25 protein-coding genes are annotated in these 21579 nt (G+C 66.3%); 13 read left to right on the forward strand and 12 right to left on the reverse strand.

What is annotated here, in order from left to right; all coding sequences use genetic code 11:
- Positions 1-12 precede the first annotated feature (12 nt).
- From VO57_016590 to VO57_016640, 11 genes are all read right to left on the reverse strand, one after another.
- The gene (locus VO57_016590) at positions 13-1398 is read right to left on the reverse strand and encodes a trehalose-6-phosphate synthase (GenBank protein ID XBL69726.1); all 1386 of its coding nucleotides are present in this window, start codon (positions 1396-1398) and stop codon (positions 13-15) included.
- On the reverse strand, positions 1395-3194 hold the full coding sequence (locus tag VO57_016595; protein ID XBL69727.1) for a glycoside hydrolase family 15 protein: 1800 nt from the start codon (positions 3192-3194) through the stop codon (positions 1395-1397). Before VO57_016595 ends, VO57_016590 begins: the two co-directional genes overlap by 4 nt.
- Complete coding sequence (gene otsB / locus VO57_016600) at positions 3191-3931, reverse strand: trehalose-phosphatase (GenBank protein XBL69728.1); 741 nt, start codon at positions 3929-3931, stop codon at positions 3191-3193. Before otsB ends, VO57_016595 begins: the two co-directional genes overlap by 4 nt.
- Before the next feature lie 69 nt (positions 3932-4000).
- Positions 4001-4723 (reverse strand): sigma-70 family RNA polymerase sigma factor, encoded by a 723-nt coding sequence (locus VO57_016605; protein ID XBL69729.1) that lies wholly within the window; start codon positions 4721-4723, stop codon positions 4001-4003.
- The gene (locus VO57_016610) at positions 4720-6855 is read right to left on the reverse strand and encodes a flagellar biosynthesis protein FlhA (GenBank protein XBL69730.1); all 2136 of its coding nucleotides are present in this window, start codon (positions 6853-6855) and stop codon (positions 4720-4722) included. Before VO57_016610 ends, VO57_016605 begins: the two co-directional genes overlap by 4 nt.
- On the reverse strand, positions 6852-7769 hold the full coding sequence (locus tag VO57_016615; GenBank protein ID XBL69731.1) for a transglycosylase SLT domain-containing protein: 918 nt from the start codon (positions 7767-7769) through the stop codon (positions 6852-6854). Before VO57_016615 ends, VO57_016610 begins: the two co-directional genes overlap by 4 nt.
- Before the next feature lie 76 nt (positions 7770-7845).
- Positions 7846-8166, reverse strand: coding sequence for a hypothetical protein (locus VO57_016620; protein XBL69732.1), 321 nt, complete (start codon positions 8164-8166; stop codon positions 7846-7848).
- Between the two features lie 10 nt (positions 8167-8176).
- Complete coding sequence (locus VO57_016625; protein ID XBL69733.1) at positions 8177-8419, reverse strand: flagellar biosynthesis anti-sigma factor FlgM; 243 nt, start codon at positions 8417-8419, stop codon at positions 8177-8179.
- A 164-nt stretch (positions 8420-8583) separates the two neighbouring features.
- Positions 8584-9114, reverse strand: coding sequence for a flagella basal body P-ring formation protein FlgA (locus tag VO57_016630; protein XBL69734.1), 531 nt, complete (start codon positions 9112-9114; stop codon positions 8584-8586).
- Between the two features lie 55 nt (positions 9115-9169).
- Positions 9170-9604: a hypothetical protein gene (locus VO57_016635; GenBank protein XBL69735.1), complete on the reverse strand. Its 435-nt coding sequence runs from the start codon at positions 9602-9604 to the stop codon at positions 9170-9172.
- Complete coding sequence (locus VO57_016640) at positions 9601-10287, reverse strand: MotA/TolQ/ExbB proton channel family protein (GenBank protein ID XBL69736.1); 687 nt, start codon at positions 10285-10287, stop codon at positions 9601-9603. The genes VO57_016635 and VO57_016640 overlap by 4 nt, the downstream gene beginning before the upstream one ends.
- Positions 10288-10464: 177 nt before the next feature.
- Here VO57_016640 and flgB point away from each other — a divergent pair, with 177 nt between their 5' ends.
- Genes flgB through VO57_016705 form a run of 13 tightly spaced genes read left to right on the forward strand, consistent with a single transcriptional unit; the run spans position 10465 to position 20025 of the window.
- On the forward strand, positions 10465-10812 hold the full coding sequence (gene flgB, locus VO57_016645) for a flagellar basal body rod protein FlgB (GenBank protein ID XBL69737.1): 348 nt from the start codon (positions 10465-10467) through the stop codon (positions 10810-10812).
- The gene (gene flgC / locus VO57_016650) at positions 10809-11231 is read left to right on the forward strand and encodes a flagellar basal body rod protein FlgC (protein ID XBL69738.1); all 423 of its coding nucleotides are present in this window, start codon (positions 10809-10811) and stop codon (positions 11229-11231) included. Before flgB ends, flgC begins: the two co-directional genes overlap by 4 nt.
- On the forward strand, positions 11228-11536 hold the full coding sequence (locus VO57_016655) for a flagellar hook capping FlgD N-terminal domain-containing protein (protein XBL69739.1): 309 nt from the start codon (positions 11228-11230) through the stop codon (positions 11534-11536). Before flgC ends, VO57_016655 begins: the two co-directional genes overlap by 4 nt.
- Before the next feature lie 15 nt (positions 11537-11551).
- Positions 11552-12361, forward strand: coding sequence for a flagellar hook-basal body complex protein (locus VO57_016660; GenBank protein XBL69740.1), 810 nt, complete (start codon positions 11552-11554; stop codon positions 12359-12361).
- Between the two features lie 4 nt (positions 12362-12365).
- Positions 12366-13106: a flagellar basal body rod protein FlgF gene (gene flgF / locus VO57_016665; GenBank protein XBL69741.1), complete on the forward strand. Its 741-nt coding sequence runs from the start codon at positions 12366-12368 to the stop codon at positions 13104-13106.
- A 16-nt stretch (positions 13107-13122) separates the two neighbouring features.
- Positions 13123-13911, forward strand: a complete 789-nt coding sequence (gene flgG / locus VO57_016670; protein ID XBL69742.1) for a flagellar basal-body rod protein FlgG — start codon at positions 13123-13125, stop codon at positions 13909-13911.
- Between the two features lie 24 nt (positions 13912-13935).
- Positions 13936-14607, forward strand: coding sequence for a flagellar basal body L-ring protein FlgH (locus VO57_016675; GenBank protein ID XBL69743.1), 672 nt, complete (start codon positions 13936-13938; stop codon positions 14605-14607).
- A 17-nt stretch (positions 14608-14624) separates the two neighbouring features.
- Complete coding sequence (locus VO57_016680; GenBank protein ID XBL69744.1) at positions 14625-15722, forward strand: flagellar basal body P-ring protein FlgI; 1098 nt, start codon at positions 14625-14627, stop codon at positions 15720-15722.
- Entirely contained in the window at positions 15719-16054 is a 336-nt protein-coding gene (locus VO57_016685) for a rod-binding protein (protein ID XBL69745.1), read from the forward strand. Before VO57_016680 ends, VO57_016685 begins: the two co-directional genes overlap by 4 nt.
- Positions 16054-17394: a flagellar hook-associated protein FlgK gene (gene flgK, locus VO57_016690; protein ID XBL69746.1), complete on the forward strand. Its 1341-nt coding sequence runs from the start codon at positions 16054-16056 to the stop codon at positions 17392-17394. The genes VO57_016685 and flgK overlap by 1 nt, the downstream gene beginning before the upstream one ends.
- Positions 17391-18311, forward strand: coding sequence for a flagellar hook-associated protein FlgL (gene flgL / locus VO57_016695; protein XBL69747.1), 921 nt, complete (start codon positions 17391-17393; stop codon positions 18309-18311). Before flgK ends, flgL begins: the two co-directional genes overlap by 4 nt.
- Before the next feature lie 27 nt (positions 18312-18338).
- A complete protein-coding gene (motA, locus tag VO57_016700; protein XBL69748.1) occupies positions 18339-19202 on the forward strand; it encodes a flagellar motor stator protein MotA in 864 nt (287 codons plus the stop codon).
- A 1-nt stretch (position 19203) separates the two neighbouring features.
- A complete protein-coding gene (locus VO57_016705; GenBank protein XBL69749.1) occupies positions 19204-20025 on the forward strand; it encodes a flagellar motor protein MotB in 822 nt (273 codons plus the stop codon).
- Positions 20026-20746: 721 nt separating this feature from the next.
- Here VO57_016705 and VO57_016710 read toward each other — a convergent pair.
- Entirely contained in the window at positions 20747-21574 is an 828-nt protein-coding gene (locus VO57_016710; GenBank protein ID XBL69750.1) for a flagellin, read from the reverse strand.
- Positions 21575-21579 lie beyond the last annotated feature (5 nt).

Here is a 21579-nt window from a genome sequence, read left to right on the forward strand (position 1 = left end):
AGCTTCGTCAGGCTAGACCCCCAGCGCCTCGACGAAATTCTCGCGCCATTTCTCGACATTGGCGGTCTTGACCACCTCGTTGAGCTTTTGCCAGCGCGCCTTGCGCTCTTCCAGCGGCATGTCGATCGCGGTACGGATCGCCTCGCTGGTTTCTTCCATGCTGTAGGGATTGATCATCAGCGCGCCCTCACCATCGAGCTCCAGCTGCTCGGCTGCGCCTGCAAAGCGGGAGAGGACGAGCACGCCGGGATCTTCGGGATCCTGCGCGGCGATGTATTCCTTCGCCACCAGATTCATTCCGTCGCGCAGGGGCGTGACCAGCCCGACATGGGCGGAGCGGTAGATGCCGAACAGTTCCTGCCGCGAATAGCCGCGGTTAACGTAGCGGATCGGGACCATGTCGACCTCCGACCGCTCGCCATTGATCTGCCCCGCTTTCTGTTCGAGCGTGTTGCGGATCTTCTGATAGCTGGCGACATCCTGGCGCGAGGGCGGCGCGATCTGGACGTAGAGCGTCTCCTTCACCCGGTCGGGATAGGTATCGAAGAAGCGACCCAGCGCATCGAAGCGTTCGGGCAACCCCTTGGAATAATCCAGCCGGTCGACCCCGATGATGACCTTGCGATGGCGCGAGCTGGACAGCATCCGCTGATGCGCCTGCCGCGCATCGCCGGTCTGCCCGCCTTCCAGAAATTCATCGTAGTCGAGCCCGATCGGGAAAGCGGCGACCTTCACGGAGCGTCCGTCGAACGTCACGGTGCCCTCGTCGGAAACCTCGGCCTGCAATTCCTTGCGGCAATAGCCGAGGAAGCTGTCGACCGATTCCTCGTCCTGAAACCCTATCAGGTCGTAGGCCAGCATGGTGCGCACCAGCCGCTCGTGGAACGGCAGCGCGACCAGCAGGTTGCGCGGCGGCCAGGGGATGTGGAGGAAGAACCCGATCCGGTTCTTGTTGCCCCGCGTGCGCAGCCGTTCGCCCAGCGGGATCAGGTGATAATCGTGCACCCACACAGTGTCTTCGGGATCGATCAGCGGGCCGAGACTATCGGCAAAGCGCTGGTTGACCCGCTCGTACCCCTTGCCGAAGCCGGATTCGTATTCGGCCAGATCGATCCGGTAGTGGAACAGCGGCCACAGCGTGCGGTTGGCGTAGCCGTTGTAATATTCGTCGACATCCTGCGGTTCGAGGTCGATCGTCGCGGTGGTCACCCCGTGGTTCTTCTGCATGTCGAGATGGCCGGAGAATGTGTCGGTCTCCTTGCCCGACCAGCCGAACCAGATGCCGCGCCTTTCACGCAGCGCCGATCCCAGTGCGACCGCCAGCCCGCCCTGAGATCCGGCGGCGCCCCGCGCCTTGGGTACGGATACTCGGTTGGAGACGACGATCAGGCGGCTCATCTTATGACGCTCCATGGTTTGGAAAGAAGGGTGGCACAGTTGATGATACCCACCAGAGAGTATGTCTGGGGGAAGTTGCCCCAAAGCTCTCCATTGTTAAAATCGAGGTCTTCGGACAGCAGGCCAGACTTAGTCCGGTGCGACAGCATGGTTTCGAACAGCGCCCGCGCCTCTTCCTCGCGCCCGGCAAGATGCAGCGCTTCCATCAGCCAGAAGGTGCAGATGTTGAACGCGGTCTCGGGCAGGCCGAAATCGTCCTCCGCATCGTAGCGCAGCATGTGCTCGCCGCGCCGCAGCCCCTTCTCGATCGCGGCGAAAGTCTTCTGGAAACGTTCGTCCTCGGGCTTGAGGAAGCCCAAGTCGATCATCTGCAGCAGGCTCGCATCGAGGTGGCTGCCGCCCAGCGCGGAGGCGTAGTGCTGCCCTTCCTCGTGCCAGGCATCTTCCTCGATGCGCGCGCGGATTTTCGCTGCCCGGTCGCGCCAGAATTCGCACTTGTCGATCAATCCAAGCCGTTCTGCGACGGTCGCGATGCGCCCGCATGCGGCCCAGCTCATCAGCACGGAATAGGTATGAACCTCTTGCCGGGTGCGGAATTCCCACAGGCCTGCATCGGGCTGATCGTGCATCTTCCACGCCATCTCGCCGACCTGCTCGAGGCTGTCGAAATCCGCCTCTCCCGCCAGGCGATAGAGCCGCTGGTCGAAGAAGGCCTGCACCGTGGGCAGCACGATCTGGCCATAGGCGTCGTGCTGCACCTGGCTGAAGGCGGCGTTACCCTTGCGGACCGGGCCCATGCCTCGATAGCCCGCCAGATGCTGCGCGAAGCTCTCAGTCAGCTCGGGCTCGCCCATCACCGAATAGAGCGGCTGGACCGCGCCTCCTCGCGCATTGTCGACGATGTTGCGCAGGTAGGCGAGGTACTTCTCAAGCACATCCAGCGCGCCGAGCCGGTTCAATGCCTGCACGGTGTAATAGGCGTCGCGAATCCAGCAGAAGCGGTAGTCCCAGTTGCGTTCGCTGCCCGGCGCTTCGGGAATCGAGGTGGTCAGCGCGGCGACGATCGCGCCGGTTTCCTCGTGCTGACAGATCTTCAGCGTGATCGCCGCGCGGATCACCGCCTCCTGCCATTCCATCGGCGTCGCCAGCCCGCGGACCCAGTGGCGCCAATAATGGTCGGTCAGCTCAAGCATCGTCTCCACCTCGCGCCCGACATTGCCGCCGAACGGCTCGTCCGGGCCGAGGAAGAAGTGCAGGTCGCTCTCCAGCCGGAAGGTGCGCTTTTCGAGTACGTAGCCGACCGGCGCATCGGTGGTCATGCGCAGCGCCTGCTGGCCGACCAGATAGCGGATGTGATTGGTGCCGTTGGTCGTCTCGGCCGTAGCCTCGCCATAATTCTTCATCGGCGTGCAGTTGACCGTGATGCGCGGCGTGCCCGCCACGGGCCGCACGATCCGCACGAAGGCGACCGGGCGGTACATCCGGCCCGATCGGCGGAAACGCGGGGCGAAATCGATGATCTCGATCGCGCTGCCGTCTTCCGCCTCGAGCCGGGTCTTCAGCACGGCGGTATTGCGCTGGTAGTGCTGGGTCGATCTGGCAAAGCCTTCGAGCTCGATCCGCCACACGCCCTCGTGCTGCCGCTCTCCATTGAGCAGCGCGCAGAAAACCGGGTCGCCATCGACCCGCGGCACGCAACCCCACACCAGTCCGCCACCCTCGTCGATCAATCCGGTGACCTGGCAATTGCCGACCGGCCATAGTTCGAGCGAGCTGTGGGTAGGTGTTTGAGTCATGCAAGCTCCAGCCATTGGTGCACCGCCTCAACGCCCGGCAGGCGAAATCGGGCGGCGGTTTCGCGTGGTTCTCCCACAAGCACACCGAAGCCGCCTAGTTCCTGCGCCGCGCGAAACCCGTCTTCATCGGTGGTGTCGTCGCCGAGGAAGACGGGGATGCCTCCTGCAAACGGCGGATCGGCCATGATCGCTCGCACGCCAGCCCCCTTGTTGCTGTCGGTCGTCGCCAGTTCGATCACCATCTTGCCATCGCGCACATGCAGACCGTGCTGATCTGCGAGATCCTGCGCGAAGGCGCGGATCTCGTCCCTGCGTTCGGGACATTCGCGGTAGTGAAGCCCCAGGCCCAGCGTCTTGCGCTCAAGCAGCAGGCCGTGGGTGGAGCGCTCGAATGCGCGCGCCGCGTCCCATGCTTCGTCATGGAGTGAGGGCGGCGCGTGTTCGCTGACCGGCGAGCCATCCGGGCTGGTCACCTCGGCCCCGTGCGAACCGCTCATCACGATGGCGCAGCGCGGCAGGTGTTTGCGCAGATCGCCGATATGGCGGCCCGAGACCAGCGCCAGCCGCCCGTTCAGCTCCCTCGCCTTGCGCTCCAGCGCGGAGGCCAGATGCTGCGGCACGTCGATGGCATCGGGGCTATCGGCCAGTTCCACCAGCGTGCCGTCGAAATCGAGGAACAGCGCCGCGCTGGGAATCGCATCGAGATTTGGAGGCGGGGCGAGATCGGCTGCGGCCATGCCCAAAGACATAGGGGCAACCAATGCTGCAGTGCAAACTGTTCGTCTCAAACGCAGCCGCGCGCGGGGCTATTCGACCTGCGAAACCATCGCCACCCGCGCCTTCTTCAGCGCATCGGCCTTCAGTTGATGTACGCGCGGCACGCTCACCCCCAGCACAGCGGCGATCTCGTTGAGGTTCAGCTCCTCGATGAAATAGAGCTTGAGGACCAGCTGCAGCCGCTCCGGCAGCGCGCCGATCGCCTGTGCGAGCACGCCGCTGTCTTCGCTGGCGAGCAGGTTGGCTTCGGGATCGGGCCGGTTGTCGCTGAACGCGGTATCGCTGTCCGAATAGCATTCGTCGATCGAGGTCGCGCTGGTCGAGGCGGCGAGGCGCATCGATTCGTAGCGGTCGAGCGGCATTTCCATCGCCTGAGCCATTTCCGCCGCATTGGGCGCGCGGCCCAGCTCGGTCCGCAATGTCTGTTCGGCGACATCGCGCTTGCGGGTCCAGGCCGCGGCACTGCGCGGGCGGTGCGACTGGCCGCGCAGCAGGTCGACCATCGCGCCGCGCACGCGCATCTTGGCATAGGCGGCAAAGCCATCGTCGCTCGGCCGGTCGTGACGCTGCGCCGCCTCGGTAAGGGCCATCATGCCGACCTGCATCAGGTCGTCGACGTCGACCGTCGCGCTGCCATGCCCCTCGTAATACCATGCGAGCTTGCGCACGAGCGGGAGGAACTGCGTCACCTTCTCCTGCACGGTGGAGCCATAGGCATGGCGGACGGCGAAAAGGGCTTGATCGTGCTTCATGCGGCAAGTGCCTCTTGCGGCTGCATGTGCTGGGTCTGGTCGGGCGGCGGCAATTGCGGCTGCTGCGGTGCCGCCTCGGCATCGTCACCGATGACCGCGATCACCTCGATCGGCTGCGCAGCAGGCAGTTCGTTGATCGACAGGACCAGCAGCCCAGGCGCGCGCAGCTTGAGCAGACTGGCGAGTGCGCGGCGCGCGCGCGGCTGGACCACCAGTGCCGGGGCGAGCGCGCCTTGCGGCCGGGAGTTGAGCAGCGCGGAGATCCGCTCGCCGATCGAGCGGGCGAGGTCGGGCTCGATCACGATCTCGCCCGTGGTCGGGTCCTGCATTCCGCCAACGACCATCTCTTCCAGCCGTGCGGCGAGGGTCAGCACGGGCAGACGCTCGTCCGGGCCGCAGATCGTGCCGACCAGCATCGAGCCGAGGTCCGCGCGCATCAGCTCCACGATCTGTGCCGGGTCGTTCGTCCGCTGCGCGGCCTGCGACAGGCTGGAGAAGACCCGCACCGAATGGGTGAGCGAGATGCCGTCCGCCAACAGCGCCTTGAGCACGGCGGTGATCGCCGCGAGCGACAAAGGCTGCGGAGTGATCGTGTCGATCAGCTGGGCGTGCCGTTCACGCAGCAGGTCGAGCAGTTCGCGCACCTGATCCGGCCCCAGCAGCTCGGCCGCGCGGCCTGCGAGCAGCTGGTGGACCTGCGTGGCGATGACGCTTTCGGGGTCGACCACCAGATAGCCTTCGGCCACCGCGAGATCACGCGATCCCTCGTCGATCCACTTGGCATCGCAGCCGAAGCTGGGGTCCTTGGTGGGTTCCCCTGCGAGGACATGCGAATCGAGCACCTCGCCGGTGTCGATCGCGAGCAGCTTGCCGCTGCGCAGCGTGCCTGAGCCGACCGGCGCTCCGCCGAGCATGATGCGGTACTGGTCGGGCGCGATGTCGAAGCTGTCCGCGATGCGGAACTGCGGCACGACGAAGCCGAAGGCCTGGCACATCTGCTTGCGCAGGCCGGTCAGGCGGGCGACCAGCGGCGCGCCTTTCCGGTCGTCGGCCAGCTGGACGAGGCCGTAACCGAGCTGGATCGTGACCAGCGTCTGGTCCGACACTTCGCCGATGGTGATCCGGGAGGGGTCGGGCTTTTCCTCCGGCTCGGGCACGAAGACAGCCGCGGCATCCTCGCGCTTCTTGAGCCCGCGCCACAACAGCAGCGCGCCCGCCGCCAGCGGCAGGAAGATCATCTGCGGCATTGCCGGGATGCATCCGATCGCGCCGAGGATGCAGCCGACCGGAAGCCAGATCTTGGAATCGGCGAGCTGGCCGCCGATCTGGCCGGTCAGGTCGCGCGTGTCGGAAACGCGGGTGACGATCACCGCAGCGGCGATCGACAGCAGCAGCGCGGGGATCGAAGCGACCAGCGCATCGCCCACCGCCAGCGTGACGTAGAGCGATCCGGCCTCGCCCGCACTCAGCCCGTGGCTTGCCATGCCCAGCACCAGACCGGCGATGACGTTGACGAACAGGATCAGCAGCGCGGCGATCGCATCGCCCTTCACGAACTTGCTGGCACCATCCATCGACCCGTAGAAATCGGCCTCGGTCGCGATCTCGCGGCGGCGTGCCTTGGCTTCCTCGGCGGTCATCAGCCCTGCGGCGAGGTCGGAATCGATCGCCATCTGCTTGCCCGGCAAGGCGTCCAGAGTGAAGCGCGCGGTCACTTCGGACACGCGGCCCGCACCTTTGGTCACCACCACCATGTTGATGATCGTCAGGATGATGAACACGATCAGCCCGACCGCGAAATTGCCGCCGATCAGGAATTCGCCGAAGGCCTCGATCACCTTGCCCGCCGCCGCGCCGCCCTCGTGCCCGTTGAGCAGTACGATGCGGGTCGATGCGACGTTCAATGCGAGGCGCATCAGCGTGGCGAACAGCAGGACCGAGGGGAAGGACGAGAAGTCGAGCGGCTTTTGCGCATTCATCGCCGCCATCAGGATCGAGACCGACAGCGCGATATTGAGCACGAAGAACAGGTCGAGCATCAGCGACGGGATCGGCACGACCATAAGCAGGATGATCGCGAGAATCCCGGCGGGAAGCGCAAGCGCGGGCGAGATGAAGGCAGGCAGCTTCACAGGCCGAGCGCCGCGAATTTGGAGTAGGCTTCATCGATCCGCGCGCGCGCGCGTCCGCCCACACCGCTTGAATCGCTGCCCCCGAAGGTGGACCGGAGCGTCTCCGCCATGGAGGGGCGCGCCTGCGGGCCATCGGTCGCAGCGATCGCCACCGTGCGCGCGCTGCGCCCCGGCATCATCGCGGTGCTGGCGTAGCGCGCCTGCGCGAATTCCTGCGACAGGCCGCCGGTCGCGGGGACGGTGCCGGGCACGAAGGGCATTGCCCCGCCCTGCTCCATCGCGTTCGCGACCTTGGTCTGCAGCAGGCTCATCACCTCGGCGACCGAGCGCGGACGGCCCCGGTCGTAGAAGATCGGGCGGTTGGCGGCGGCCGCCTTGGGCATCAGTGCCGGGGCCGACTGGCCCGCATCGGTGCGATAGGCATTGAGGAAGGTCTGCGCCCCGCCGAGGCCGAGGAAGTGGGCGAGATAGAGCTCAGCAGGTTCCGGCTCGCGGCCCAGCACGCCGCGCAGGCCATCGGTATTCTCGCGCGCCAGCTCGGCCGCCATCAGCGCGGAGGTATCGGCATCGTAACGCAGCGAGAGCAGCTGGGCGCGGGTGCCCGCATCGGACACGCCGCCGCGCGGATCGATTCGGTCGCTGGCCCAGGCATAGCCGTATTTGGAGCCGTGCCGGTCCATCGTGCGCAGCCAGGTGGAATCGATGAACTGGTACAGGCCCGTCGCGCTGGAGGTGCGCGCCTTGGCGTCAGGGTCCAATCCGGATTCGAGCCGCGCCTGCGCCAGCAGGTAATCGAAATCGACTCCGGTCTTCTCGGATGCACGCGCAATCGCGGTGCGCACGTCCGCCGAGCGTGCCGGAGCGGCAGGCGCTTGCGCGGGGCTTGCGGCAGGGACTGGACTTGCGGTGGGCACTGGACCTCCGGAACTGAACTTCCGTAGGTGCTAAGCAATCTTCGTGCCAGTTAACGGCCGGGCGGCTGCCCTCGTGTCAGTAAGACAGCCCGGCGGGGCGCTCGATCCCGCCATTATAGGTGCCCGCAACGCCTGCCATCGCGTCGATCCGCGCCTGGACATTGGTGGCGATAAGGTTGCGCAGACGGCGGTTGATCGTGTTCAACCGGCGCACCGCGTCGAGCAGGCCGAGACATTCCTCGTCCAGGTCTTCCGGGCGCACTTCATCGAGCCGCGCGCACAGATTCATCTTGTCGTTCGAGCAATTGTTGATCCGGTCGATATCGAGGGCGGCAAGGGCCTGCCGCTCGCCTTCGAGGAGGGCAAGCATTTGCCGCAAGGCAGTACGCGTCGTCATCCCGGGTCTCTTACTCGCCGCTATTCTGGAACAGGCCGGAGGCGATGATGCCCTCGGCAATCTCGGTCGGGACCAGCGGATAGGTACCGCTTTCGATCGCGCCGCGAATCCGTGCCACGCGATCGCTGTCGATCGGGGCGCTGTCGCCCGCGTCCGGCATCGAAACCGCGCTCATACCTTGCGTGCTGGCCGCCTGATCGGCCGTCTTTTGCGGAGCGGACACGCGCTCGACCGGCGCGACGCCGCGGCGCAAGCCAGCTGGTCCTCCGATGTTCGGCAATCCGAAATCTCGCATTGCTTGTGTCCTTCCTCATGGCCGTTCGATGGAACGGTCGCTTCACACTCTAGAACGGCACCTGCGTAGTACCTTTAAGGGGCGCGAAACTTTTTTCTCGCGTTGCTGAAAACTCCCGCGTTTCAGCGCAGGCGGACCGCGACCTGGCCGGGGCGGACGACCTGCGCCCGCAGCGGTTCGGCTTTCCTGTCCTGCGCCGGGCGCACCTTGATCCACGATCCGATCGCGCCTTCTTCCAGCGCGACTGCCTGGCGCGAGAGCGAAAAGCCGCCGCCCTCGACCACGATCGCCACCGTCTCGCCCCGGCTGACGACGATCTCTCCGCTGCCCGGCTGACCGGCCTGTGCGAACTCCTGCCCGCCTTGCGACACCGCTACATAGATCCGCCAGCCCGCATCGGGGCACAGCACCTGCACGCTGTCGCGGTTCTTGCCGAACCATTCGAGCTGCAGCGGCGTGCCGCAGGCATTCAGGCGCATCCGCCGGTCGACCGGAAGGCGCGCCCCGCCCGGCTGGCCGATCCCGGCGCCGGTGAATTGCATCACCGCGCGGTCGATCGCCGCCGGGTCCATCGGCCCGCTGGCACTGGCCGGGGATGCGGCAGCGATTGCGGCCAGCAGGCCGCCAGCAAACAGGGGGGAAAACTTGGGCATGATCGCAGTGCTCCGGGTCTGGCATGTCGCGGCGGGCGACGCGCCCACCTTATACTCACCGCGTATCTGCAATTTCCGTGCCATAATCGGTGCGATCGTGTGCGATCGTCACCAGTATTTCCGGAGAAGCGGAGGTTTCGACCACCAGCCGCGCGTGATGGCCCGACCGATCGATCTGGTCCGCAAGGTGCGCGGCCTCGCTCGCCGCACGCGCCGCACTGCCGGGCCGGTGGCGCACGATCACCGTCGCGAGCGCGCCCTCGTCCAGCTCTTGCGCGGAGAGCCAGCGGGCCAGATCGGCATCGCCGCCCGGGCGGAACACCGCCATCGGCTGACCGAGCGCGACATCAAGCGCCTGCTCGACCTCCTCGGGCCTCGGCACAGCCTCCTCTGCCGGGTCCCCGCGATAGGACGCGGCGACCACCGCGAACAGGATCAGCGAGAGATCCGCCAGCGAGGTCTGCCAGCCGGTGAGACCGCGAATGCTCACACCACTTCCCGCAAGATGCGCGGCCCGGCGGATGGATCGGAGACCGGTCGGGGGCCCGCCGCGCGAACCCCATTCTCGAGCCAGTCGAGCACCGCCTGACGGTCGCGTTCCTCCCGCGCAGAGCGGCGCTCGATCGCGGCGGCGAGCGGGCTGAACAGGAAGTTCGCTGCGGCAATGCCGTACAAAGTGGTGACCACGGCCATCGCGATCGCGCCGGTCATTCCTCCAGCGGTCCCGTCCGGCGTCATCGTGCCCAGCGCGACCAGCGTGCCCGCGAGGCCCAGCACGGGCGCCAGCTCCGCTGCCTGGCCCAGCACATGCACAGCGGTTTGCGCAGCCTCGACGCGGGTTCGCTTCTGATCCTCGTGCTCGCCATGCAGCGCGTCGATTGATCGGCGGCTGATCAACACGTCGGCCAGATGGTCGAACTCGCCATCGCCGAACCGGACCGGTTCCGCGCGCATCAGGCCCTCGCTGGAAATATCGCGGATCTGCCGCGCCATCTGCGCGCGAGCGCGGGCGGGATCGAATGGCCGGGCGGCAAGCGCGCCGATCTTCGCCAGCGCCAGCCGCGTCTCGGCAAGCCCGCAGCGCAGCACTGTCGCCAGCAAAGTGCCGCCCAGCACGATTCCCAGCGAGGCGGGGTCGAACCAGTGGTCGAGAAATGTCGCAATCGTGTTCACGGCAAGAAGAACGGCAGGGTTTCGCGCGATTTCAGGCCTGAGCGCCCGATTTTTGCCGCCGACCGGCAATTGCTTGCCGCCAAACCCCGCCAGCCTCGCGTTTCCGCGCCTTTGAGCAGAGTTGGCACGGCCTTTGCTTAGTATTCGGCGGGACACGAAAGTGTGGAGACTATTGCAATGAATGAAGGCCTTTTCGGCATTCATGGAGCCGCGCTCGAAATCCGTGCGCAACGCATGGCCGTGCTCGGCTCCAACATCGCCAATGCCGGCACTCCCGGGTACAAGGCGCGCGACATCGATTTCGGTGCCGCGCTGCAGGCACGCCTGGCGGGCAGCGAAAGCGAAGGCGCCGCCCAGCGCGCCACGGTCTATCGCATTCCAACCATGGCCAGCCTCGACGGCAACACAGTCGAGATGGGGACCGAACAGGCCGCGTTCGCGGAGAACGCGGTCGCCTACACCGCCACGCTCGGCTTCCTGAAGGGCCGCGTCGAAACCCTGACCCGCGCGATCAGGGGCGAATGACCATGCCGGGAAACGCCAGCGGACCGATGAGCATGTTCCAGATGGGCTACCGCGCGATGTCCGCGCAGATGGTCCGGATGAACGCCGCCGCGTCCAATCTCGCAAATGCGGGCAGCGTCGCGGGCTCCGCGGACGAAGCCTACCGCCCGATCCGCACGGTCTTTGCCGAGGAACTCGACAAGCAGAGCGGCCTCAGCTCGGTCCGTGTCGATCGCGTCGTACGCTCCGACACCGCGCCGGTGCGTCGCCACGATCCGGGCCACCCGCTCGCCGACGAGAACGGCGATGTGTGGGAAGCGCCGGTCGATGAGAACGCCGAGATGATCGAGATGCTCGAAGCCTCGCGCCAGTACAGCAACATGGTCGAAGCCATGTCCACCGCCAAGCAGCTGATGCTCGAAACGATGAGGATGAAATGACCAGCGTGAACCCATTTGCGAGCGCGACATCCGCCTCGAGCAAGCCGAACACGAACACCCAGGGGCGCACCATGGACCAGCTGGGCCAGGCCGACTTCCTGCGCCTGCTGACCGTGCAGATGCAGCAGCAGGACCCGTTCGAGCCGGTCGATAACAAGGAGATGCTGGCGCAGATGGCCCAGTTCTCCTCGCTTGCCGGGACGGCGGAAACCAACACCACGCTGGAGAAGATCGTCGAGAAGCTCGACGCGCTGATCGCAGCCACCGAGGTCGACGGCGCAAGCCCGGCCGCGAACGACGCCTAATAAAGGAGCCTTCACATGTCCTTCTATACCTCGCTCAACGGCCTCAAGAACGCGCAGTCCTCGCTCGGCACGATCGCGCACAACATCGCCAACTCGGAAACCTACGGCTTCAAGCGCGGGCGCACCGAATTTGCGGAAATCGTCGCCGGGTCCGCGCTCAGCAATCCGCGCACGATCCAGGGCATCGGCTCCTCGGTCGAGGCGATCACGCAGAACTTCTCGCTCGGCCCGATCGAACAGACCGGCTCCGCGCTCGACATGGCGATCACCGGCGACGGCTTCTTCACCATGCGCGGCGAGAACGGCGGCACGCTGTATACCCGCGCAGGCTCGTTCACGATCAACGAGAGCGGCGGGATCGTCGACAATGACGGTAACCGTCTTCAGGCCTACGCGGTCGATGCCAATGGCGATCCGACCTCGAACGCGTTGCAGGATGTCCAGATTCCGGTGACCAACGCCGCCGGCGCCGAATATGCCGGGGTGACGGTGGGAAGCGACGGGGTCATCCGCGCATCCTACGCCGATGGTTCGAACCAGCCCGTCGGGATGGTCGCGCTGGCGACCTTCATGGCGCCCAACGGCCTCAAGCCGGTCGGCTCGTCCAACTGGGAATCGACCGGCTTTTCCGGCGCCGCCAGCTACGGCGAACCGGGCAACGGCCAGTATGGCGCGCTGCTGTCAGGCTCGCTGGAGCGCTCGAACGTCGATATCGCCGAGGAACTGGTCGGCCTGATCACCGCGCAGCGCAATTTCCAGGCCAATGCGAAGGCGATCGACACCGCGACCCAGATTTCGCAGACCGTCATGAACCTGCGGACCTGATCCGATGGACCGCCTGATCTACACTGCGCTTTCGGGCATGCAGGCCTCGATGGACCGCCAGCGGGCGATCGCCAGCAATATGGCGAACACCGATACGCTGGGGTTCCGGGCCGAGCTGATCGAACAGCGCGCGATGACCATCGAAGGGCACCCGAACGAGGCGCGATCGATGCAGGTCGCGCGGGTGACCGGTGCGGATATGACGGGCGGCGAAGTGATCGAGACCGGCCGCGATCTCGACCTCGCCATCGCGACCAAGTCGCTGATGGCGGTGCAGGCAGACGACGGCACCGAAGCCTATACGCGCCGCGGAGACCTCTCGATCTCCGCGACCGGGCTGCTGGTGACGGGGGACGGCCACCCGGTGTTAGGGGACACGGGACCGATCACGGTCCCGCCGGGTGGCCGCATTTCCATTTCCGAAGACGGCACGGTGACCCGCAGCGACCCCGACGCACCCGAAGCGCCGCCCGCCGAAGTCGGCCGGATCAAGCTGGCGAGCTGGGAAGGTTCGCCCATCGCCAAGGGGCTGGACGGGCTGTTCCGGGTCGAAGGGGGCGGCATCCTGCCCCTCGATGAAGAAGCGCGGGTCCACTCCGGCGCGCTCGAACAATCCAATGTGAAGCCGACCGAAGTACTGGTCGCGATGATCGAGGAGCAGCGCCTCTTCGCCATGCGCTCCAAACTCGTGTCGACCGCGCGCCAGCTCGACGAGAGCGGCGCACAGCTCATGCGTCTTACCTAACTAGAGGATACAGGACATGCCCACATCCGCACTCCAGGTCGCCCGCACCGGGCTCGAGGCCCAGGACGCGCGCATGCGTGTCATCGCCAACAACCTGGCCAACGTCGGCACCACCGGCTTCAAGCGCGACCGCGCCAATTTCGCGACGCTCGCCTATCAGGATGCGCGCGTTGCCGGGCAGAAGTCTTCGGGCGAGACCGCCTATGCCACCGGCCTGAACCTGGGCACCGGCGTCGCGGTCCAGTCGACCAGCCAGATCATGACGGCAGGCACGCTCGACACCACGAACAATGCCTTCGACCTTGCGCTGGACGGGGACGGCTTCTTCCAGATCGCCATGCCGGGGGGCCGCACCGGCTATACCCGCGCGGGCAATTTCACCCGCTCCGCCGAAGGCATGCTGGTCACCCAGCAGGGCTTTGCCGTGCAGCCCGAAATCACCGTGCCCGAAGGCGCGAGCGCGATCGCGATCGCCCCTGACGGCACTGTGTCCGCCACCATCAACGGCGAATCGGAACCGACCGAGCTGGGCCAGATCCAGATCGCGCGCTTCACCAACCCGTCCGGACTGCAGGCGATCGGCGACAACTTCCTCGCCGAAACCGCCGCCAGCGGCGCTGCCGAACTGGGCATCGCGGGCGAAGGCGGGCGCGGCCAGATCCGCCAGGGCATGCTGGAAGGCTCCAACGTCAACATCGTGGAAGAACTGGTCGCGATGATCGAGGCGCAGCGCGCCTACGAAATCAGTTCGAAGATGGTCTCGGCAGTCGACGAGATGCTGCGCAACGCGAACCAGACCCTTTAATCAGACCGCTCGAGGCCCGCTTTCATGAATATCCGCATCCTCCTCGCCATCCCGCTCGCCATGTCGCTCGCCGCGTGCGCGGGCGATACGCGCCCGGCCGGGTTCAGCGCCACGCTGCCCCCGCCGCCCGCCGCGCCGATGCAGCAGGTGGCCGCGGTCACCTACGGCAATGACGGCGCGATCTATCAGGCGAGCCAGGGCTACGCCCCGCTCTACAACGGCACCCGCGCCGCGCGCGTGGGCGACCTCGTCACCATCGTCCTGATCGAGCGGACCAGCACGACCAAGGCGACCAGCGGCAAGACCCAGCGCGACGGCAATGCCGGGCTCGATCTGCCGGACTTCATCCCGGTCGACCCGGGCGATCTCAACGCCTCCGCCGCCGCCTCCTTCACCGGCGCGGGCAATGCGGCGCAGACTTCCAGCCTGCGCGGCGACCTGACCGTAACCATCGCGGAAGTCCGCCCGAACGGAACCGCGCTGGTCCGCGGGGAGAAGGTCATGAACTTCAGCCAGGGCGAAGAATGGGTCCAGCTGTCGGGCATCATCCGCCTGTCCGATATCGACGCGGACAACCGCATCGCCTCGATCCGCGTGGCCGACGCGCAGATCGCCTACAGCGGCAAGGGCGCGGTGCAGCGGGCGGGCAAGCCCGGCTGGCTGTCGCGCTTCTTCTCCATCGTTTCGCCGTTCTGATCCGGAGCCCGAGAGCCATGAACCGATTCTTCCTGCTGATCGCCGCCCTGTGCGCCTTCGCCCTGCCCGCGAATGCGTCGGCAGAGCGTGTGCGCGACATCGGCCAGTTCCAGTCGGTCCGCTCCAACCAGCTGACCGGTTACGGCATCGTGGTCGGGCTCGATGGCACGGGCGACGACAATTTCGCCTACGCTACCCAGGCGATGCGCGGCGTCTCGGGCCGGCTCGGCCTGCAACTGCCGCCCGGGGTCAATCCGGCGCTCAAGAACGCCGCCGCCGTCATCATCACCGCCGAACTGCCCGCCTTCGCCAAGCCCGGCCAGAAGATCGACATCACCGTCTCGACCATCGGCAAGGCCAAGTCCTTGCGCGGTGGCGCGCTGATCCTGACCCCGCTGTATGGCGCGGATGGAGAGATCTACGCGATGGCGCAGGGCAACCTGACTGTCGGTGGCCTTGGCATCTCCGCCAATGACGGCTCGAAGCTGACCGTCAACGTGCCGACCGTGGGCCGCATCTCCGACGGGGCCAGCGTGGAACGCGCGGTCAGCACCAATTTCGACTTCAGCGAAGTGCTGCGCTGGAACATGTTCAACGCCGACTTCCTCACCATCAGCCGCGTGCGCGATGCGATCAATGATCGCTTTCCGGGCATGGCGCGGATCGAGGATGCGGTGACGCTCGCGCTGATGCTGCCGCCCGGTGCCGATACCCGCGCAACGCTGATGGCCGAGATCGAGATGCTCGACATCACACCCGCAGAGCGCGCGGCCAAGGTGATCGTCAACTCCCGCACCGGCACGATCGTGATCTCCAGCGCGGTGCGCCTCGCGCCCGCTGCGGTCAGCCACGGCAGCCTGGTGGTGCGGATCGACGAGGACCCCACGATCGTCCAGCCCGCACCCTTCTCTCGCGGGCAGACCGCGCTGGAGCCGAACAGCAACATCGAGGCACGCCAGAGCGGCGGCTACGTCACCGCGCTGCCGGGCGGGGCCAACCTCGCCGATGTGGTCGATGCGCTCAACATGCTGGGTGCAAGCCCGGCGGATCTGGTCGCGATCCTCGAAGCGCTCAAGCAGGCAGGCTCGCTGACCGCCGAGGTGGTGATCATATGAGCGCGCTCGCCCCGATGGATTTCTCGCTCACCCGCGCACCGACCCCGCTGGGCGGTACGCGCAGCGATGCAGCCGATAAGCGCGCCGAGCTGCGCGAGGCGGCGCAGGCGTTCGAGGCGGTGCTGCTGCGCCAGATGCTGGCCAGCGCGCGCAAGACCGATTTCGGCGGCAACGACCTTTTCGAAGGCAGCGACGATACCTTCACCGAAATGCGCGACGAGCGCTTTGCCGATCTGACCGCGAAATCGGGCCAGCTCGGTTTCGCCGACGCGATCGAACGGCAGCTTGAACGCTTCCTCCCCGCTCAACCCGAACCGGAAGACAAGGGATAATGGCCTCCGATCTCCTCTCCATCGGCGCCAGTGGCGCACGCGCAGCACGCGCCGCGCTCGAAGTGACGGCGAACAACATCGCCAACGCGTCGAGCGATGGTTACGTGCGCCGGTCGGTCCGGATCGAAGAGGTCTCGGGCGGCAGCATCGCGGGGCGTGGCGGCGACGTGTCGGTTTCCGGCTCGCGCATCGCGCAGGTCCGCCGCAACGCCGATGCCTTCCGCCAGGCGGAACTGCGCCGGACCAATGCCGACCTGCAACGCGCCAATGTGGAGCTGGGCGGCCTGCAGAATATCGAGGCGGCGGTCGAACAGTCGGGCCTGTTCGATTCGATCGTCGAGTTCGAGGCCGCGCTGCAACAGCTGGCGGGCGATCCGACCGACAGCGCCCGGCGCGCGGCGGTGCTCGGGCAGGCGGAAACGCTGGCCAGCAAGTTCAACATCACCGCCTCCAGCCTTGCCTCGGCGGGCGAAGGCCTGCGCTTCGACGCAAACGCCGATGTCGACAACCTCAACACCTATGCCGCCGAACTCTCGCGAGTGAACCTGCGACTGGCGCGCGCGGGCGCGGGCAGCAATGATCAGGCCGCCCTGCTCGACCAGCGCGACAGCCTGCTCGAACGGATGAGCGGGTTTGCCAATGTGAACAGCTCCTTCGCGCCCGACGGGACCGTAACCGTGGCCCTCGGCGCATCGCCGGGCACCGCGTTCGTATCCGGCGGGACCGCCGCCACGCTGACCTCAAGCACGAATGCCGACGGCACGCTGGCCTTCGCAATCGACGGTGCGCCGTTCAATCCCGGCTCGGGCAGCCTGACGGGCGCTTCGCTCGCGCTGAGCGATCTGGCCGCCGTCGCCACCCGGCTGGACGGCATCGCCAGCTCCATCGCCACCGCGATCAACACCGCGCAGGCCAACGGGGTCGCGCTGGACGGAACCGCTGGCCAGCCGATCTTTTCCGGCACCACCGCTGCCACGCTGCGCGTCGCGATGGTGAGTGGCGCAGGTCTCGCCACCGCCCCCGCGGGATCGCCCGCAGGCTCGCGCGACCAGCAGAACCTCGCCGAGATGCGCCAGGCGCTGAGCGCGGCCAATCCGGCCGAGGGACTCAATTCGATCCTGTTCGACATCTCCAGCAAGGTCGCCGGGCGCACTGTGACCCAGAGCGCGCTGGAAACCATCGCGTCCTCCGCGCGGATCGCGCTGGAAGAACAGTCGGGCGTCGATCTGGACAACGAAGCCGCAAACCTCATCCGCTACCAGCAGGCCTTCCAGGCCTCGGGCAAGGCGATGCAGGTGGCGAGCGATATTTTCGACACCCTGTTGGGGATTGGCCGATGATTAGTCTTAGCACGGGTGCCTTCTACGAACGCTCCGCCACCCAGATCGGATCGCTGCGCTCGCGCGCGGAGAGCCTGCAAAAACAGATCGGCACCGGAGAGCGGCTAGAGCGATCGTCCGACGATCCGGTCGCCGCGGCGCGCCTGCGCATGCTCGACCGCGAGGAGCGGGTCACCGCGGTCGATACGCGCAATGCAGACCAGGCCGAAAACAACATGCGCTTCACCGACGAAGCGCTGGGCCAGATCGCGACCATGATCAGCCGCGCGCGCGAACTCGCGCTGCACGCGGCCAACGCCACCACCAGCGACGATCAGCGCGCCTCTATCGCGACCGAGCTGGATGGCCTGCGCGAAAGCCTGCTGGGCCTTGCCAATGGTCGCAATGCCTCGGGCCATTCGCTGTTCGGCGGACAGGCGGTCGGCAATGCCTATGATATCGATCCGGTGACCGGGGCGGCGACCTATGCCGGCACGCCCACGCTCGACTTGGTCGAGATCGGCGAGGGCCAGACGATCCAGCCGGGGATGACCGGGCAGGACGTGTTCGCGTTCTCCGATGCGGGCGGCGCACCGACCGATCTGTTCGCACAGCTTGCCTCGCTCAGCACCGCGCTGCGGACGGGCGGCGCTGGCGCGGCGGATGCCGCGCGCGACGCGCTGACCACGCTCGACACCGGGTTCGACAAGGTCACCACCGCGCAGACCGTGCTCGGCTCGCGCATGGCCTGGCTCGAGATCATGAGCGAGCGGCGGGTCGATAATGTCGAACGGATTACGGAAGAACGCTCGGTCATGGGCGGCGCCGATCCGGCGGTCACCATGACCCGGCTTCAGGAAATGATGACCGTGCTCGAAGCCAGCCAGGCCAGCTTCGTGCGTCTCGCCAATCTCAACCTGTTTTCGATGCTGCGCTGATCGCGCTGCCTAGGGGGATACTGATTCATGTACGCGATTATCGGCATCGTCATTCTGCTGGTCCTGGTCTTCGGCGGCTTCGTCATCAGCGGCGGGGCGATGGGCCCGGTGCTGCACGCGCTGCCCTATGAAATGATGATCATCGGGGGCGCGGCGGTCGGCGCGACCATCGCCGGCAACTCGCTCGCCCACCTGAAGGCGATCGGCGGCGCGTTCATGAAGATCTTCAAGGGCCCACAGCATGACAAGCAGGACCATATCGACGCGATCGCGCTGACCACGCAGCTGATGAAGGTGCTTAAGACGGATGGCCCAGTGGCGCTGGAAAGCCATGTCAACGAGCCCGAAAACTCAACCATCTTCAGCGCCTATCCCAACCTGATGAAGAACCACGCGCTGATCAGTCTGATCAGCGACACGCTGACGCTGCTCGTCGTCTCGTCCGGCACCCTCGAAACCCATGCGGTGGAAGAGGTGATGGACAATGCGATGAAGACCCATTTTCACGAGCTGCACGAGCCGCAGCACGCGCTCCAGACGCTGGCCGACGCGCTGCCCGCGCTTGGCATCGTCGCCGCCGTGCTGGGGGTGGTGAAGACCATGAGCTCGATCGACAAGCCGCCCGAGATTCTGGGCGAGATGATCGGTTCGGCACTGGTCGGCACCTTCCTGGGCGTGCTGCTCGCCTATGGCATGGTCGGCCCGCTCGCCACCCGGCTCAAGCAGGTGATCGAGCAGGACGAACAGATCTTCCATGCGGTCAAGCAGGTGATCATCGCCTCGCTCTACGGCCACCCGCAGCCGCTGGTGGTGGAAAGCGCGCGTTCCAGCCTCGGCCACACGGTGCGCCCGGGCCTGACCGAACTGCTCGACGCGCTGCGGGGTCGCTGAGATGGCCGCCGCCAAGGGTGACAATCTCCCCCCGATCATCGTCAAGAAGGTGACGGTGGTCGAAGGCGGGCACCATGGCGGTGCGTGGAAGGTCGCCTATGCGGACTTCGTGACCGCGATGATGGCGTTCTTCCTGCTGATGTGGCTGCTGGGCGCAACCACCGAGGATCAGCGCCGCGGGCTGGCCGACTATTTCACCCCCACGCTGGTCAAGGTCAAGGATAGCGGCGCGGGTGCCAACGGCCTGCTGTCGGGCGCATCACTGACCGATGTCGACGACTATCCCAACCGCCAGGGGCAGACCGGCAACAAGGGGCTGACCGTGCCGCGCGATGCGATGGGCGGGCCCAGGGAAGCCGCGCGGATGATCGAGAGGATCACCTCGCGGACTAAGGACAGGCTCGAAAAAGACCCCCGGCTCGCCAAGCTGATGAGCCAGATCAAGATGGTCGACACCACCGAAGGCGTGCGGATCGACCTCGTCGACGATGCCGACTTCTCGATGTTCAACCTGGGCACCACTGTGCTGACCCGCGACGCTGCCGAGCTGCTCGCCGCGATCGCACAGGCGATCGAGCCGGAGAAGCGCGAGATCATCGTGCGCGGCCACACCGACAGCCTGAAATGGAAGAACCCGGGCCGGATCAACAACTGGTCGCTCTCCGCCGGGCGCGCCGAGGCGACCCGCCAGACGCTGATGAACGAGGGCATTCCCGACGACAGCTTCCGCCGCATCGAAGGCGTCGCCGATACCGAGCTGCTGGTGAAGGACGATCCCGCAGATCCGCGCAACCGCCGGATCTCCATCGTCCTCGCGAACTGAGCCACTGCGCTCGTCCGTCGGCGGAGGCCCGCAAGGGAAACCACCGCCAGACGGGCGAGACAATGCTTTACGCAATCGACCGCCTGAGCCGTTTCGAGAGATGGTTACGGGCAATGATCGCTCTTCACGCGACCAACATCGTTAATGCGGATGGTAAACATGAGCTTGCCTCGCAGCTCGTCCGCGCCCTCTGACCAGCCCTGTTCTTGAGGACCGGCAGCGGGCTGCCGTTTTGTGGCATGGGCATTCCCATCCGCGTTGCCACGGCGCACACTCCCCCTCCCCACCCGCAAGCTTGTCGAGCCGCTCACTGGTCGACGATGTTTCGCACACGATCCCACTCGCGGCCAAGTGCCTTGGTTCGTGCTGGCTAAGCAGCAGCGCGCAACGCCACGGTGCTGCAATGGTGCCGTGCCGATCGGGAGTGGGTAAGGACACTGCGCCTCGATCGCGTCATGGCGCTGGCGATCTTTCTCCGCCGGGTGCCCTGATGTGCGGCATCGCGCTTGGCGCGTAGCGCACCGGAGCGCGCGCGCCTTGCCCGACCGTGTTCCCCAGCTCGACCGGATCGCCCGCCGGGGACGGAGGGCTGCGCCGAAGCGCGATCGCCGCGCGCCGGATGTCGCCCCGGGTGCAGCGGCCGAGGGCAGCGCATAAGCAAATGGCCCGCCGCTCGAAAGCGACGGGCCAGGTGCCTTTGGTTGTGGTTGGAAGTGAGAGCTTAGCGGAGCAGCGAAAGCACGTTCTGCTGGCTCTGGTTGGCCTGCGAGAGCATTGCGCCCGATGCCTGGCTGAGGATCTGCGCCTTCGCCAGCGCAGTCGTTTCGGTCGAGTAGTCGGTGTCTTCGATCCGCGAACGCGCATCGGAGAGGTTGGTGATGTTGTTGTTGAGGTTGGTGACCGCCGATTCCAGCTGGTTCTGCGAGGCACCCAGGCCAGCGCGGGTGGTCGAAACGACCTTGATCGCGGCGTCGAACAGGGCGATGTCGCCAGCAGCCAGCGCAGTCACGTCGACAGCGGCGGCAGCCGCCAGATCGGCATCGGTCGTCAGATCGGTCGACAGGTCGATATCGACCGTGTCGCTTTCGTTGGCACCGGCCTGAATGGTCACGACGCCGGCCGTGCCCGCCGAGGCGTCGAACAACTTCTGGCCGTTGAACTCGGTGTTGCCCAGCACATTGCTGATCTGCGTGTTCAGCGCGTCCATTTCGGACTTGAGGTTGGCAAGATCGTCGGCCGAGTAGGTGTTGTTGGAGGCCTGAACGGTCAGCTCGCGCTGGCGCTGCAGCATGTTGGTCACTTCGTTCAGCGCGCCTTCTGCGGTCTGCGCCATCGAAATGCCGTCGTTCGCGTTGCGGATGCCCTGCGACATGCCGCGGACCTGCGAGGTCATCGAAGTGGCGATGGCGAGGCCGGCGGCGTCGTCCTTGGCCGAGTTGATACGCTTGCCGGTGGACAGGCGCTCCATCGCGGTGCCCAGTGCCTTGTTGGCCGACGACGATGCGTTGGCCGCCTTCATCGCGCTGATGTTCGTGTTGATAACGCTCATTTCCA

It is taken from the genome of Citromicrobium bathyomarinum, assembly GCA_001306305.2.
Taxonomy (GTDB): domain Bacteria; phylum Pseudomonadota; class Alphaproteobacteria; order Sphingomonadales; family Sphingomonadaceae; genus Alteriqipengyuania; species Alteriqipengyuania bathyomarina.

What these genes read in the sequence shown, in the direction of transcription:
- VO57_016590 (XBL69726.1), bottom strand. Translation starts at nt 1,398, where the DNA reads ATGAGCCGCCTGATCGTCGTCTCCAACCGAGTATCCGTACCCAAGGCG.
- VO57_016595 (XBL69727.1), bottom strand. Translation starts at nt 3,194, where the DNA reads ATGACTCAAACACCTACCCACAGCTCGCTCGAACTATGGCCGGTCGGC.
- otsB (XBL69728.1), bottom strand. Translation starts at nt 3,931, where the DNA reads ATGGCCGCAGCCGATCTCGCCCCGCCTCCAAATCTCGATGCGATTCCC.
- VO57_016605 (XBL69729.1), bottom strand. Translation starts at nt 4,723, where the DNA reads ATGAAGCACGATCAAGCCCTTTTCGCCGTCCGCCATGCCTATGGCTCC.
- VO57_016620 (XBL69732.1), bottom strand. Translation starts at nt 8,166, where the DNA reads ATGACGACGCGTACTGCCTTGCGGCAAATGCTTGCCCTCCTCGAAGGC.
- VO57_016630 (XBL69734.1), bottom strand. Translation starts at nt 9,114, where the DNA reads ATGCCCAAGTTTTCCCCCCTGTTTGCTGGCGGCCTGCTGGCCGCAATC.
- flgB (XBL69737.1), top strand. Translation starts at nt 10,465, where the DNA reads ATGAATGAAGGCCTTTTCGGCATTCATGGAGCCGCGCTCGAAATCCGT.
- flgC (XBL69738.1), top strand. Translation starts at nt 10,809, where the DNA reads ATGACCATGCCGGGAAACGCCAGCGGACCGATGAGCATGTTCCAGATG.
- VO57_016655 (XBL69739.1), top strand. Translation starts at nt 11,228, where the DNA reads ATGACCAGCGTGAACCCATTTGCGAGCGCGACATCCGCCTCGAGCAAG.
- VO57_016660 (XBL69740.1), top strand. Translation starts at nt 11,552, where the DNA reads ATGTCCTTCTATACCTCGCTCAACGGCCTCAAGAACGCGCAGTCCTCG.
- flgF (XBL69741.1), top strand. Translation starts at nt 12,366, where the DNA reads ATGGACCGCCTGATCTACACTGCGCTTTCGGGCATGCAGGCCTCGATG.
- flgG (XBL69742.1), top strand. Translation starts at nt 13,123, where the DNA reads ATGCCCACATCCGCACTCCAGGTCGCCCGCACCGGGCTCGAGGCCCAG.
- VO57_016675 (XBL69743.1), top strand. Translation starts at nt 13,936, where the DNA reads ATGAATATCCGCATCCTCCTCGCCATCCCGCTCGCCATGTCGCTCGCC.
- VO57_016680 (XBL69744.1), top strand. Translation starts at nt 14,625, where the DNA reads ATGAACCGATTCTTCCTGCTGATCGCCGCCCTGTGCGCCTTCGCCCTG.
- VO57_016685 (XBL69745.1), top strand. Translation starts at nt 15,719, where the DNA reads ATGAGCGCGCTCGCCCCGATGGATTTCTCGCTCACCCGCGCACCGACC.
- flgK (XBL69746.1), top strand. Translation starts at nt 16,054, where the DNA reads ATGGCCTCCGATCTCCTCTCCATCGGCGCCAGTGGCGCACGCGCAGCA.
- flgL (XBL69747.1), top strand. Translation starts at nt 17,391, where the DNA reads ATGATTAGTCTTAGCACGGGTGCCTTCTACGAACGCTCCGCCACCCAG.
- motA (XBL69748.1), top strand. Translation starts at nt 18,339, where the DNA reads ATGTACGCGATTATCGGCATCGTCATTCTGCTGGTCCTGGTCTTCGGC.
- VO57_016705 (XBL69749.1), top strand. Translation starts at nt 19,204, where the DNA reads ATGGCCGCCGCCAAGGGTGACAATCTCCCCCCGATCATCGTCAAGAAG.
- VO57_016710 (XBL69750.1), bottom strand. Translation starts at nt 21,574, where the DNA reads ATGAGCGTTATCAACACGAACATCAGCGCGATGAAGGCGGCCAACGCA.